Origin of the sequence: Sphaerisporangium aureirubrum, assembly GCF_042658925.1 — a bacterium.
GTDB lineage: Bacteria > Actinomycetota > Actinomycetes > Streptosporangiales > Streptosporangiaceae > Sphaerisporangium > Sphaerisporangium aureirubrum.
In genome coordinates this window covers 16,090-29,876 of the sequence record NZ_JBHSRF010000097.1, presented here as the reverse complement: position 1 = coordinate 29,876, position 13,787 = coordinate 16,090, and the positions used below count along the sequence as shown (strand labels likewise).

Genomic DNA, 13,787 nt, shown 5'->3' with positions numbered 1-13,787 from the left:
CACCAGGGCCGCCAGCCCCCGCCCCCCTCGCGCACGCGACCTCTTGACGGACCATGAGCACGGCGGCCGGACCACGGGGCCTCCAGAGTCGTATTTCACGGGTGTTGCCCGGAAGTTACTCAGATACAGCGATCTATGCAATGCTTTTCTGAAATTTCCTGCAAGCCAACAACGAGGCGGCATGACACCGGGTCTGTCGCGCGCCCCCTGCGACAGTGAGTTATCGCGCGCATGCGTACAGTAACCACGTGATGAAGCATCTATTTTCACGCACATGCCGCAAAACCAGCTGAAATTAGCTAATGCCGAAAAACCTCGGAGTGGGCCGCCCGTCTCCGCTTGTCGATTCCCAATGAGTGGAGTTACCTTTCTTCGGCTCGGATATCGAGACCTTCCACGGGGGAGCGGCGCTGGTGGGACCAGGCGGCAGAAGAGGTAACGAAGGAAAGTCCGCGAGCGGAGCAACCAACGAGATCAGTGGGACGGTTTCCGGTCCCGTCCTGCAGGCGCAGTCGATCACAGGGGACGTGCACTTTGATTTGGGGGCGCCGCCTCCAATTCCCGTTCCGGCGCAATTGGGCCCCGCGCCGGCCGTCTTCGTCGACCGGGAAGACGAGTTCGCCCGCCTGGACACCATCCTGGACACCGCCGACCCCGCCGCGGGTACCCCGGTCCTGACGGTCGTGACCGGCCTCGGTGGCGTCGGCAAGAGCGCCCTGGCGCTCAAATGGCTCCACCGGGTCCGCACCCGCTTCCCGGACGGCCAGCTCCACGCCGACCTGCGGGAATCCGCCTCAGGGCACCCGGCGGCACCGGAGGAGATCCTCGCCAGATTCCTGCGCGCGCTCGGGACGGCCGCCGAGCACGTCCCCGCCGCGCTGGACGAACAGGTCGCGTTGTTCCGCTCCGTCACGGCCGGCCGGAGGCTCCTCCTCCTGCTCGACAACGCCGCCACGGCCGCCCAGGTCCGGGCCGTGCTCCCCGCCTCGGGCGGCAGCCTCGTCGTGGTCACCACCCGTCAACGGCTCGGCGGGCTGGTGGTGGACGGCGCCAGGTTCGTCGAGTTGAAGCCGTTCGGCCGCTCCGCCGCCCTCGGCCTGCTGGACCTCGTACTCGGCCCGGACCGCGTACGAGCCGAGGGGCCCGCCGCCGCACGTCTGGTGGACCTGTGCGGCCGGCTGCCCATCGCCGTCGCCGCGTCCGCCGCCCGCCTGGCGCTGCGCCCGCGCTGGTCGATCGAACGGCTGGTGGGCGAACTCGCCGACACCAGACGCCGGCTCTCCATGCTGAGCGCCGACGGCGACATCTCGCCACAGGCCGTCTTCGACGTGTCCTACCGGGTTCTGGCCGAGGAGGAGGCGACGCTGTACCGCAGGCTCGGCCTGCACCCCGGCCCCGCGTTCGGCCCGCAGGTCGCGGCCGCCGCCGGCGGCATCGACCACGGCGACGCGTACCGCATCCTGGACGCGCTCAGCGGGGCCAATCTCATGGCCGCCGAGGACGACGACCGCTTCCGCTTCCACGACCTCCTGCACCTCCACGCCCACGCCAAAGCGCTGGAGGACGACCCGCCGGAGGTCCGCACCGCCGCCTTCGCCCGCATCGCCGAGTGGTACCTGCGCTCCGCCGTGGCCGCCGACCTGGTCGTCATCCCCGGCCGCTGGCACGTGGGCCCCCTCTACGACACCGTCCCCCCCGCCACCTCGGCCTTCACCGGCCCCGCCGAGGCCCTGGACTGGCTGGAGACAGAGCTCCCCAACTTTCGCGCCGTCCTGGAGGTGACCCACCGCACCGGCATGCACGACACGACCTGGCAGATGTGCGAATCCCTCTGGGGCCTGTTCATCAACCGCAAGAACTACCGGGCCTGGCTGGAAACCCACGAGATGGGGCTGGCCTCGGCCCGCACCTGCGGCGACCGCCGCGCGGAGGCGCGCATGCTGCTGGCCCTGGCCGGGGCCAAACTCAACGTCCAGGCATTCGGCGACGCCGCGAGCCTTTGCGAGGACGCCATCGTGATCGAGCGGTCGACCGGTCACCTGCTCGGCGAGGCGGCCGGCCTGAGCAGTCTCGGGACGGCGTACCTCGGGATGGGACGGCCGGAGCGGGCGGCGGAGCGGTTCGAGCAGGCCCGGGTCATCCACGAGTCCTTGGGCCGGCCGCGGGGCGTGGCCCTGATGACGCGAAGGCTGGGGGAGGCCTACCGCGACATGGGGCGCTACGGGGCGGCCGCCGAGCATCTGGACGCGGCCTACCAGATCTTCCACGGGATCGCCGACGGCTACAACCAGGCGCGGACGCTGACCGCGCTGGGCCAGACGCACCTGCGGTCCGGCCATCCGCACGACGCCGTGCGCCCCCTCGGTGAGGCGTTGCGCCTCGCGGAGGAGATCGGCGCGCATCATGAGCGGGCCACCGTGCTGACGTCCCTGGCGGAGGCCCACGGTGCCACCGGTGATCGCGCCCGCGCACGCGATCACCTCGTCACAGCGGTTGAGATCTTCACACGGCTGGGCGCACCACAAGCGGAATCGGCCCGTGATCGCCTGGCCGCCCTGGACTCGGGCGAGCCACCCGGACCATGACCGCCAGGGTGCCGAGATCACGCAGCACACCGCCGCCCACCAGCCAGGCGTGCGCCAGCGACCCCGCCATCCAGGTGTCCAGCCCGGTCAGGCACACCTCGTCCCCCCACCGGGTGCGGACCAGCCGGACGCCGTCCGGCGCGCTCCGGGCGATGACCAGTGCTCCGGGATGACAGGCCAACGCGCCCGGCAGGGCCCGGTGACCACAGCCCCGGCGGCAGACGATCACGTCGGCGACGCTCGCCCACCCTGGCTCGTCGCACATCGCGCTGAGATGTTCGTCCACCGGCCTCCCCGACCCGCCACCCCCGAGGAGCCCGGTGGCGTGGACCCGCACGCGCATCACCGCGCGGGGAGCGGCGGCGCCTGGGGGAGCGGCACCGGGTCGGTGGGCGGGTCGGCCGACGGCTCGTCCAGCCGCAGCAGCCGGTACATCGTCCTGCGGATCATCCGCGCGGCCCCCGACGGCACCGACGTGAGCAACGCGCGCAACTCGCCGGTAGGCGGGTGGCCGCGCATCGCCGCCTCCAGCTGAGGCCTGAGCGGCTCGCGCGCGTCCAGCCATGGCGAGGTCGCGCCGAGCAGAGCGAACTGCGAACCCGGCAGCACGTCCTCGGGCGAGTACGGAGCCAGCAGGATCGGCACACCGAGCGCGGCGGCGTAGCAGGCCGGGGATCCCCGGTCCGACAACATCACGTCGGCCGCGATCAGCGCCGCCCGCCACCCCTCCTCCGGAGGCAACAGGACGCCTCCCGCGCGAAATAGGTCATCGAACCATGAAATGACCTGTTTCCTCCCGTGGAATGCCCAAATATTCGGATGCAGGATGACAGTGAGCTGGTACTCGTCACTAGGCAGTTCCGCAACCAGCCGGGACACGAGGTCGGGATGCCGCGACCGCAGCGAATCGGCCGCGTAGTGGGAGGAGACCACCACCAGCGTCCGCCCCGGCCCGGCGCCGAGCGCGTTGCGATAAGCCTGCCGGCGGGCCCGGCTGGCGAGCATCCGGTCGAAACAGAGATCCCCCGCTACCACGGCGGCGGGCAGCGCCTCCGGGCACTGGCTCGCCAGCAGCCGCCGCTGATTCTCGTGACCCAGCATGATCGCCGCCGGGATGACCCGCCCGTGCATGACGAGCCCCTGCGTCCCCAGCCCGGTGACCGCCCGCGCCGCCACCGGTCCATAGCCTTCACGCCGCCGCACCAGCGCGTTGGGACCGGCCCCGTGCGCGAATGTCATGACTGGCGCGTGCACCCGCTCCAGCGCCCCCAGCCCCGCCGCCACCGCGAGATCGAAGTGGGTCTGAATGGCGCGTTCCCACGGCATGAACAGCGCTCTCGCCTCCCGCACGTGATCAACGGCCCCCGCCGCGTACAACGAGGACGGCGGAACCGTGTACACGAGTTGCACCCGATGGTCCGACTCCAGCAGTCGAGTGACGTCCGCCAGCCGAATGGCCCCCGCCAGGTGATGGGCCACCACCAGCGCCGTCCGCTCAACCCCATGGGCATCGGCCGAGGTCACTCCCGCCGAGAACAGCCCTCTGATCGGCGGTTCCCCGTACGTCATGTATGCCTCCCGAACTCTTGTCACGCGATCCGGCGGATCGCGTGACAAGAGAATGCGTCGGCGTGCTTGACGATGGTCTTGCAGGAGGATTGACGACTGGGCTGAGCCCGCGCGGAAGGTGGCGGCTCGCGGTCAGACCTCGATCGTATGTGCCGCTCGCGCCGCGCCGCCGCCGCAGTGAATCATGAAGATCCACGGATCGGAGCCGATGGCGCTCTGAGAGAAGACGGGACTCTCGTGGCTGGTCAAGAGCTGTGCGGTGCTTACCTCGATGGAATTTCCGCAAGTGGCCGGGGTCGCGTCATGCAGTGCTGCCGCAGGGAGCTGTGTCGCAGAGAGAAGGAGTCCCGCTGCCAGTGCTGTCGTGACCAACCCCAGAGTGCCTAAACGTACAAGTTTCAATTTGATTCCTTGTAGTAGCTCTATGTGTATCCAGTGACATATGTAGCGAACTGAGACCGCGAATCGCGATCATAGCCCACTTTGCGGCCATGTAACCACTTATCTACATCACAGCCCAAATAATAAGGTTCCTTATCTAATGGGCTAAACGGTCATATCAACACAAGATTGCACATAGTGTCAGATGTAGTGGTTAAGTAATGTGTAGGCGTATTGGATCGTGCCACGGTAGGACAAGTGGCTGATCCGGAGAATCGCGCCGAAGGGGGCGGGATTGGAGTTCAGACTGCTGGGCCCTGGCGTGGGGGTCACGCTGAGCGTCGACGGCCGCGAGTATTCACTCGGCTCTCCCATTCAGCAGTTCATCCTGGCGCTGCTGCTACTGGAGCCAGGTCGTTCCATCGCGGCAGAGGCGATGGTGGACAGAGTGTGGGGTCACTGGCCACCACCCAAGGCGCGGGGCAATCTCTCGATCTACATCTCCAGGCTGCGGGGGATACTGCGCACGGCCGTCGGTGAGGCCGCCGTCATCCGGACGCATGGAAGCACCTACGCACTGGAGGTGGACAGCAAGGTCGTCGATCTATCCCGGTTCCGGCTTCTCAAGACGCAGGCGACGGCAGTGGCGGAGAGCGGGGATCCGGAGCTCGCGATCCGTCTCCTGAGGGAGGCGGAAGGAGTATGGCCAGGGGACGCGCTGGCAGGGCTGCCCGGGGACTGGGCGCGGCGTATGGCGGAGACGCTCGCGCGGGAGCGGGCGGGGGCGGTGCGGTTGCGGATCGACCTGGAGTTGAGGCTTGGGCGGCATGCCGAGGTGCTGGATGAGTTGTACCGGCTTGTGGCGGTCTCGCCGGTCGACGAGGTGTTCGCGGCGCAGCTCATGACGGCTTTGTATCGTTCCGACCGGCGCGGGGAGGCGTTGCGGCTCTACCTGCGTGTCCACCGCCAGCTGTGGGAGGAGAACGGCACCGGGCCCGGCGACGGGCTGCGCGGTCTTCACAAACGCATCCTGCGCGGTGACCCGGGCCTTGCGGTCACGCCGGTCTACAGGCGTGGGGACACCGAACCGCAGCCTGACACCCTGTTGTGCGACAACCCGGACTTCACCGGGCGCCGCCCGGAGATGGACGCCGTCCGCGCCATGCGAGACGAGCGCCAGTCCAACCTGGTCATCGCGCTGCAGGGGCGGCCGGGGGTCGGCAAGACGGCGCTCGCGGTGCACATCGCTCACCGGTTCCGGGCCGGTTACCCCGACGCCTGCCTCTACCTGGACCTGCGCGCGCACGCTCCCGCGCTTCCGCCGCTCACCACGGCGGCGGCGTTGCACCAGCTCCTCCGGCAGTTGGACATCCCTCCGCAGCGGATACCGTCGTCCCTCGATGAGCGCGCCGCCATGTGGCGCGCCGAGTCGGCGTACCGCCGTGCCATCGTGATCCTCGACGACGTCGTGGGGCCGGAGCAGATAGGCCCGCTGCTCGGCGGCCAGTCCGCCGGCCTGATGCTGATCACGTCACGCGCGCCCTTCGACGCCGTGCCCGGGGTGCGCTGCCTGACGCTCGAGGCGATGCCCGGCGAGGAGGCGGCCGAGCTCGCGGCAAGGCTGATGGGGCCGGGTGCCGGCCCCGGTGACGTCCGCCGCGTCGTGCGTCACAGCGGGGGGGTGCCACTCATGATCACGCTGCTGGCCGGCGGCGTCGCCACACCCGGCCCCGAGCCGGGGGCCGAGGTGCTGGACGCCGGCCTCGACCTCGGCGCGGAGGAGGAACTCGCGTTCCGGCGTCTCGGACTTCATCCGTGCAAGGAAGTCACCGTGGACGTGGCGGCGGCGCTGTGCGACGTCCCGCCCGACCGGGCTCACGCGCTCATCGAGGCCCTGGTCGCGCATCGCCTCCTGCAGGAGACCGGCGCCGGGCGCTACCGGTTCCACGATCTGGTCCGAGGTCACGCCCACGACCGCGCGCGGGCGGAGGACTCCCCGGGTGACATCCGCCGGGCCGTCACCCGGTTGCTGGACCACTACCTGTGCCGGACCAGGAAAGCCGCGGACGCCATCCGCCGGGCGGACGCTCCCGGGCCGGGCCTCCACGGGTCCGGAGACCCCGCCGTCGCCGGGTACCGGAAGTGGATGACCGAGGAGTGGGAGACGGTTCTGAGCCTCGCCCAGTACGCCGCGGAGCACGAGTGGCGGTCGCACTGTGTGGAGCTGACGCGGGCGATGACGGAGTTCCTGGACACGGAAGGGCATTGGGAGGAGGCGGCCGCCGCTCATGGCCTGGCCGTTCATGTCTGCCGGGAGACAGGGGATCGGGCCGGTGTGGCGCAGGCGTCGCTGGACCTCGGGTTCGTCAGGTTCCGTACCGGACGGCACGCTGAAGCGCTGACCCACACCAGGGAGGCGCTGGCGCTCTGTCAGTCTCTGGGTGACCGGCGGGCCGAGGCGCGGTGCCTGGACCAGATCGGCTTCGTGTTGTGGGCCTCCGCCGAGTATCGCGAGGCGTTGGGGTACCTGGAGGAGGCGCGCGCCATCCACCACGCCGTGGGGGACGTCAAGGGGGAGGCGGACGCCCTCGGGCACGGCGGAATCGTGTACTGGCATTTGGGACGGTACAGGGACTCGCTCGACCGTCTTTCCCGTGCGCTGGAGCTGTATCGGAGGATCGGGGACCGCAGGGCCGAGGCCAAGGCGCTCAACAACATGGGAGACGTTTACAAGCGCCGTGGTCTTCATCGTGACGCGGTGCGGCTCTATCAGGAGTCCATGACGATCTTCGAGCAGATCGCGGGGCGGCAGAATCACGCGATACTGCACAACAATTTGGGGGACGTCCACCAGTACAAAGGACGCTACGGCGACGCGCTGGATTGCTACAGAAAGGCCATGACCACCCTGCAGGAGATGGGTGACCGCAGGAACCAGGCCGACATTCTCAACAGCATCGGCAAGACGTATCTCGACATGAACCTGGCGGGGGAGTCGGTCATCCACTTCGAGAAGGCGAGGGGTCTCGCCGCGGTGATACGTGATTCCTATCAGGATCTGCGCGCGCAGATGGGCATCGGGGACGTGCACTACATGTCGGGGCGTCATCTGGAGGCGCTGGGGGTGTACCAACAGGCCAAGGCGATGGCGCAGACCATCGAGGATCCCTACCAGCTGGCCCAGCTATATGTGCGTATGGCCATGACGCAGGAATATCTGGAGGGGAAGGAAGCCGCGCGGATCTGCTGGCGGCAGGCGCACCTGTTGTTCGACGAGCTCGATCTGCCGGAGGCGGAGGACATCGACCTGCGGCTGCGAGGGCTTGATGACGAACCGCCCGGCCTCTGAGCGTGACGGCGGTTCGCGATCCGCCGGACCTGTCGGGGGGCCGGGTGCGGGAGGTCGCGGAGGGTGAGGGCCTGATGGGGTGGGTGACGCGGTGCTTCGTATCGGGCCGGTGTGATACCGGGATGTACTTGATCCCTTACCCCGTGGGGTATCGGTATCGGTGACCTGGTGTTTCTCCGGGGCGACGGCGGTTCGCCGAATAGGAGTGGACTGTGGTCTGGAAGGTCGGAACATCCGCGCCGGGAATATGGTGGGGCGGGACTAAGGCGGCCGGGCGTGCGGCATTACCTGTTTGGGTCCGCCCTGCCTCCCGTCCGTTCGCGGCACAGATTTTACACAGGCCGAAATCTGCTGTCCACACATGGGTCAGGGGGGCAACCGCCGCCGCGAAAAAAGAATGCCGATAAGGTATCGGAGATCTTATGCGGGACGGTGGTGGTGACTTACTATTGCGGAGCCATCTGGAGCCGGGTGACGTAGGGCGGCGAGGGGTGTGCCTGCTGGTGAGGGTGCGGGTGGTCTGCCCGCGGAGGTGACGAGCTTCGTCGGGCGGCGGCATGAGGCCGCTTCGGTGGGGCGGGCGCTCGATGGGTCGCGGCTTGTCACGCTGACCGGGGTGGGCGGCGTGGGGAAGACGCGGCTCGCACTGCGGGTGGCGCGGGGGCTGCGGGCGCGGTTCCCGGGCGGGATGTGGTTCGTGGAGCTGTCGTCGTTGCGGAAGCCGGGGATGCTCGGGCAGACGATCTGCTCGGCGCTCAGGGTGTCCGGGAAGTCCGGGATGTCGGCGGACACGGCGCTGCAGGGGTTCCTGGCCCCGCGCAAGTCGCTGCTCGTGCTGGACACCTGTGAGCACCTGGTGGAGACCTGCGCACCACTGGTGGACGGGCTGCTGTCGGCGGCGCCCGATCTGCGGATCATGGTGACCAGCCGCCGCGTGCTGGGGGTAAGCGGCGAGTCGTGCTTCCAGGTGGAGCCGCTGGCCATCGACGACCGGGACCAGGAAAACGCGCCGGGGCGGCACCCGGAGGCGGTGACGCTGTTCGCCGACCGGGCGGCCAGCCTGATGCCGGGGTTCGTGCCGACGCCGGAGGTGGCGCTGCTGTGCCGGCGGCTGGACGGCATCCCGCTGGCCATCGAGCTCGCCGCGACCCGGCTGCGCACGCTGTCCTTCGACCAGATCATGGGCAAGATCGACGACCGTTTCGAGTTGCTGTCCGGCTGCGCCCGCACCCCGGTGCGGCGGCACCGCACGCTGCGGATGGCGATCGGGTGGAGCCACGAGCTGTGCGAGCCGGTGGAGCGGCTGCTGTGGGCGCGTCTGTCGATCTTCTCGGGCGACTTCGACCTGCCGGCGGCCCAGGCGGTGTGCGCCGACCCCGACACCGGGACGGGGGTGCGCCGGGAGGACGTCGAGGACGTGCTGCTCCGGCTGGTCGACAAGTCCATCGTGCACCGCGTGGCCTCCGGGCGGGCGGTGCGGTTCCGGATGCTGGACACGGTGCGCGAGTACGGCGCCGAATGGCTGCGGCGGCTCGGCACGGAGGAGGAGACCCGGCGGCGGCACCTCGACTACTTCCTGGACCTCGCCCGGCGCTTCGACCGGGAGTGGTTCGGACCGGGGCAGGTGGACTGGCACGCCCGGATGACCCGCGAGCTGCCCAACCTGCGGGCCGCGCTCGACTTCGCCCTCGCCCACCCGGCCGGGCACGCGGCGGGGGTGGAGCTGGCGGGGCGGCTGGCGTACTTCTGGATGGCGTGCGGCTTCGTCTCCGACGGGCGCCGCTACCTGCGGGCGGCGCTGTCCCGGTCCCCGGACCTGCCGCCGGGCGCGGAGGTGAACCGCGCGCTCTGGGTGTGCGCCTGGCTCGCCGACGTCCAGGGTGACCTGGACCAGGCCAACGACCTGGCCACCGAGTGCATGACGCGGTCCTTCGCCGGGATGGACCGCGCGTCGGCGGGCTGGGCCACCGCGTGCTGCGCCACCACCGGGCTGCGCTGGGGTTACCTGCCGGAGGCGCTCGGCATGTTCGAACGGGCGCGGCGCACCCACGAGGAGGGAGGCGACCAGGGGGCCGGCCTGGCGGCGGCGCTGGTGGGGGAGGCGTACGTGCTCGCCCGCCTCGGGCGCCGCGAGGAGGCGCTGTCCCTGCTGCGGCGGCAGCGGTCGCTGTGCGACTCGCTCGGGGACATCTGGATGCGGTCCTCGGGCGACTGGGTGCGCGGCTTCATCGAGCTGGAGGACGGCGACGCGGTCTCGGCGGACCGGTTCTTCCGCGCGTCGCTGCGCGCCAAGCATCTGCTGCGCGACAGCCTCGGCATGGCTACGGCCGTCTCGGCCCTCGCCGCGGCGGCGGCCCGGCGCGGCGACACGGACCGCGCGGCCCGGCTGCTCGGCGTCGGCGAGCTGATCGAGCTGAGCTTCGGGCTGCGCGTGTCGATCTCGCCGCCGGACGACGTCCGCGAGGCCACCGAGGACCTCGCCCGCACCTCCCTCGGCCCGGACGCCTACGCGGCGGCCTTCCAGAGCGGCCGGGCCCTGGACGTCGAGCGTGCCGTCGAGTACGCCCTGGAGCCGCCCCCGCCCGTCCCCGCGGGCACGGACGGCACGGCAGCCCGCACGGACGACTGAGCGGCGGCCCGGTCCGGGACTACACCGGGGGCGGCCCTGGCCGCGGGCCGGGAGGCGGTCCGGGCTTGGGGTACCGGGCAGGTGAGCCGGGCAGGGGGGACACCGAGGGCGATCCAGGCTTGGGAGTGCCGGAGGGCGGCATGGCGCGGGGGTGCGGAGCGGGGCGCGGCGGGCCCTGCCGGGGGCCGGCGGGCGGCGCGGGGGTGGCGGGGCGGGGCATGAAAGGGCTGGTGCGGGAGGCGGTGACGGCGGCGAAGCCGTAGCGGAGCATCTCGTGCTCGTAGGCGGGGACGGCCTCGGCGAGCGGACGGCCCGAGGCCAGAGCGTCGCGGAGCAGGGCGGCGTCGCGCAGCGCGGTGTTGGCGCCCTCGCCCCGGCCGGGCGACATGGTGTGCACGGCGTCCCCGAGCAGAGTGACCCCGGAGGCGTCCCAGAGTTCGACGGGCCGGGCCGAGGCCAGCGTGACCAGGAAGGTGTCCGGCACGTGCGCCTCGGCGATCACGCGGCCCACCCGGGGATCCCAGTCGCGCACCAGCGTGGCCGCGAGCCGGTGCAGCTCCTCGGGGCCGGCCGCGCGCGGTTCCCTGGCGCCGCCGAGCGTCCACACCCCGGCGCCCTGCCCGCTGATGGTCCACGCCAGGTAGTCGGGCACCGGTGTGAGGCGCGCGCCGGGCGCCAGCCGGGCGACCGCCGCGTCGTACGGTTCGCGGGCCCGGCAGGTCGCCACGGACACGGCGGTCCCGGCGGCGTCGGTCACCCGGTTGAAGCTGTCGGTGAGCACCTCGGGCAGCCAGGACATGGTGTCCGGCCCGATGGGCGTCCTGCCGTAGATGAAACAGCCGAGGTCGTCCAGCCCGGCGTCCGGCAGCAACTGCCGCCGCACCGCCGAGCCGGTGCCGTCCGCGCCGACCAGGAGGTCGCCGGTCGCGGACGTGCCGTCCGCGAAGTGCGCCACCACACGGCCGTCCCGCGTCTCGTACCGCTGGAACTGCTTGCCGAAGTGGACGTTCCCCGGCAGGCCGGTCAGCAGGATCTCGCGGAGGGTGAGCCGGTTCACCCCGAACCCGGCGTCGGAATCGGCCTGATCGGGGATGGGCTTCGCGAACTTCGGGACGAGCCGCTCGTCCAGGAACGTCATGGTGGTGGCCGACCGGATGGCCGTCGCGGCGCACAGCTCGGCCAGGTGCTCCGGCAGGCAGGCGCGCAGGGCGCGGACACCGTCCTGCTTGAGGGTGATCCGGTAGCCCTGGCCGCGGACGGCCGGGCCCGCGTCCCGCTCGTACACGGCGGCGCTCAGCCCGGTGGCGGCGAGGCCCTGGGCCAGGCAGAGGCCGCCGAGCCCGCCGCCGATGATCAGTATGTGGGGGGTGTCAGAGGTCGCCACTCGGTTCCTCTCGCTGAGGTGTTGCCAATAATGCCAAAAATGACATTATTCAGCCATGCGACAAGCCTTGCGCCAGGAAACCGAGCGCCTGATGACGATCCAGGATGACTTCGAGCGCTTCCGGGCCGCCACCCGGATGCTGGTCGACCTGGACGACCTCATCCTGGAGATCTCCCGGATCAGGAACGAGAGCGCCTCGCGGATGCAGATCATCTCGGTCACCCCTCCCGTGCGCTCCGACGACGCGCTGCCCGACGACGCCCGCGCGCTGCTCGACTGCCTGCGGCGCATCGGCGCCGAGCGGTTCCGGCGGCGCGACGTGTTCCGGCGCATGGCCCGCAGGTTCAAGACCGTCGCGGCGATGGTGCCCGCGCTCGACCTGCTGGAGGCGGCGGGGTACATCCGCAAGGTGGAGCCGGTCACCGAGCCGGGGCAGCCCGGCCGCCGGCGCTCGCCCGAGTACGAGGTCAGGTTCTGACCGCGGACGGGCCGCCGCGACCGGGGGAGGGAGCGCTGTGACGGGACTCGTCTCCGGCCGCACGGCCGTCGTCACCGGCGCGGCGCAGGGCATCGGCCTCGCCGTGGCGCGCCTGCTGCGCGAGCACGGGGCCGGCGTCGTGCTCACCGACCAGGACCTCGGCCGGGCCGCCGAGGCGGTGTCCGCGCTCGGCGGCGGGGACGCGCTGGCCGCGCTCGGCTGCGACGTCACCGACGAGACCGCGGTGGCGGGCGCGCTGGCGTACACGGTGGAGCGGTTCGGGCGGCTGGACATCATGGTGAACAACGCCGGGATCACCCGCGACGCGAGCCTCGCCAAGATGAGCCTGGCCGATTTCGAGGCGGTCGTGGACGTGCACCTGAAGGGCACCTGGCTCGGCGTGCGCGCGGCGGCCGCGGTGATGCGGGAGGCGGGGACGGGGTCGATCATCAACATGTCGTCCCTGTCCGGCAAGTCCGGGAACTTCGGGCAGACCAACTACAGCGCCGCCAAGGCCGGCATCGTGGGCCTGACCAAGGCGGCGGCCAAGGAGCTGGCTCCCAAGGGTGTGCGGGTGAACGCGGTGCAACCCGGCCTGATCCGTACCGCGATGACGGCGGCCATGCCACCCGAGGTGTTCGCGGCCCGGGAGGCCGACATCCCGATGCGGCGGGCGGGAGAGCCGCACGAGGTGGCGGGCGCCGTGCTGTTCCTCGCCTCGGACCTGTCCAGTTATGTCACCGGGGCGGTCCTGGAGGTGGGCGGCGGCCGCCTGATGTGAGGGTCAGGTGGCGGGGATCAGGTCGCCGGGGTCCGGGGGGAGCGAGCGCCATTCGGCGACGGCGGGCGGCGAGTCGCGGCGCGTGTGGCGGTCGGCGGCCTGCTGCGCCGCCCGGCTCTCGCCGCCCGGGCCGGGCCCGCCGGAGGCACCCGGCCGTCCGAGCGCGGCGTCGAGGTCGTCGTAGATGTCGAACGACTCGTGAAGCCCCGTGATCGTCAGGATGCGCAGCACCGTGCCCTGGACGCCGACGACCCGGAGCGGCAGCCCCGTGTCCCGGCTGTGCCGGAGCGCGCTGATCAGCTCGCTGAGGCCGACGGAGTCGCAGAAGGCGACCGCGCTCAGGTCCAGGACCAGCGCGGAGATCCCCGGCGCGGCCCAGGCGGTGGTGAGCCCTCTTCTCAGGGCGGAGGCGGAGCGGTAATCGAGTTCCCCCTCGGCGTTGACGATGATGAAGCCGTCCCGTTTGTGGGACGAGACGACGAGCCCTGACTGAGGCCCAGCCCCGTGCTGCATGATCAACTCCTTCCGCCTGCGGGTTTCATGGCAGGCGTGCATCCCTTCCTACCAGTTCCTGACGCTTTCTCGGTGCCGTGGCGGGTCCTGTCCGTGCCGCGATACCGGTAAGGCGTCC

At 70.9% G+C, this 13,787-nt stretch carries 9 protein-coding genes; 5 read left to right on the top strand and 4 right to left on the bottom strand.

Annotation, left to right across the window (positions count from 1 at the left end; genetic code table 11):
* Positions 1-575: 575 nt before the first annotated feature.
* Positions 576-2,585 carry a tetratricopeptide repeat protein gene (locus ACFP1K_RS36520; protein WP_380762177.1) on the top strand — a complete coding sequence of 670 codons (2,010 nt, stop codon included), beginning with the start codon at positions 576-578 and terminating at the stop codon, positions 2,583-2,585.
* Here the strand turns inward: ACFP1K_RS36520 and ACFP1K_RS36515 are convergent.
* Entirely contained in the window at positions 2,503-2,871 is a 369-nt protein-coding gene (locus ACFP1K_RS36515; RefSeq protein WP_380762175.1) for a hypothetical protein, read from the bottom strand. The two genes, ACFP1K_RS36520 and ACFP1K_RS36515, sit on opposite strands and share 83 nt — an antisense overlap.
* A gap of 56 nt (positions 2,872-2,927) precedes the next feature.
* Positions 2,928-4,154 carry a hypothetical protein gene (locus tag ACFP1K_RS36510; RefSeq protein ID WP_380762173.1) on the bottom strand — a complete coding sequence of 409 codons (1,227 nt, stop codon included), beginning with the start codon at positions 4,152-4,154 and terminating at the stop codon, positions 2,928-2,930.
* 676 nt (positions 4,155-4,830) lie between these two features.
* On the opposite strand from ACFP1K_RS36510, the gene ACFP1K_RS36505 reads away from it, so the two are divergent.
* Both ACFP1K_RS36505 and ACFP1K_RS36500 read left to right on the top strand, forming a co-directional pair.
* A complete protein-coding gene (locus tag ACFP1K_RS36505) occupies positions 4,831-7,884 on the top strand; it encodes an AfsR/SARP family transcriptional regulator (protein WP_380762171.1) in 3,054 nt (1,017 codons plus the stop codon).
* A gap of 532 nt (positions 7,885-8,416) precedes the next feature.
* Positions 8,417-10,513 (top strand): ATP-binding protein, encoded by a 2,097-nt coding sequence (locus ACFP1K_RS36500; protein ID WP_380762169.1) that lies wholly within the window; start codon positions 8,417-8,419, stop codon positions 10,511-10,513.
* A 19-nt stretch (positions 10,514-10,532) separates the two neighbouring features.
* On the opposite strand, the gene ACFP1K_RS36495 is transcribed toward ACFP1K_RS36500, so the two are convergent.
* Positions 10,533-11,897: an FAD-dependent oxidoreductase gene (locus ACFP1K_RS36495; protein WP_380762167.1), complete on the bottom strand. Its 1,365-nt coding sequence runs from the start codon at positions 11,895-11,897 to the stop codon at positions 10,533-10,535.
* Between the two features lie 55 nt (positions 11,898-11,952).
* Here ACFP1K_RS36495 and ACFP1K_RS36490 point away from each other — a divergent pair, with 55 nt between their 5' ends.
* A complete protein-coding gene (locus ACFP1K_RS36490; RefSeq protein WP_380762165.1) occupies positions 11,953-12,375 on the top strand; it encodes a hypothetical protein in 423 nt (140 codons plus the stop codon).
* Between the two features lie 37 nt (positions 12,376-12,412).
* Positions 12,413-13,156 carry a 3-oxoacyl-ACP reductase FabG gene (gene fabG / locus ACFP1K_RS36485; RefSeq protein WP_380762163.1) on the top strand — a complete coding sequence of 248 codons (744 nt, stop codon included), beginning with the start codon at positions 12,413-12,415 and terminating at the stop codon, positions 13,154-13,156.
* 3 nt (positions 13,157-13,159) lie between these two features.
* Here fabG and ACFP1K_RS36480 read toward each other — a convergent pair whose 3' ends face one another.
* The gene (locus tag ACFP1K_RS36480) at positions 13,160-13,669 is read right to left on the bottom strand and encodes an STAS domain-containing protein (protein ID WP_380762161.1); all 510 of its coding nucleotides are present in this window, start codon (positions 13,667-13,669) and stop codon (positions 13,160-13,162) included.
* Between the last annotated feature and the right edge of the window lie 118 nt (positions 13,670-13,787).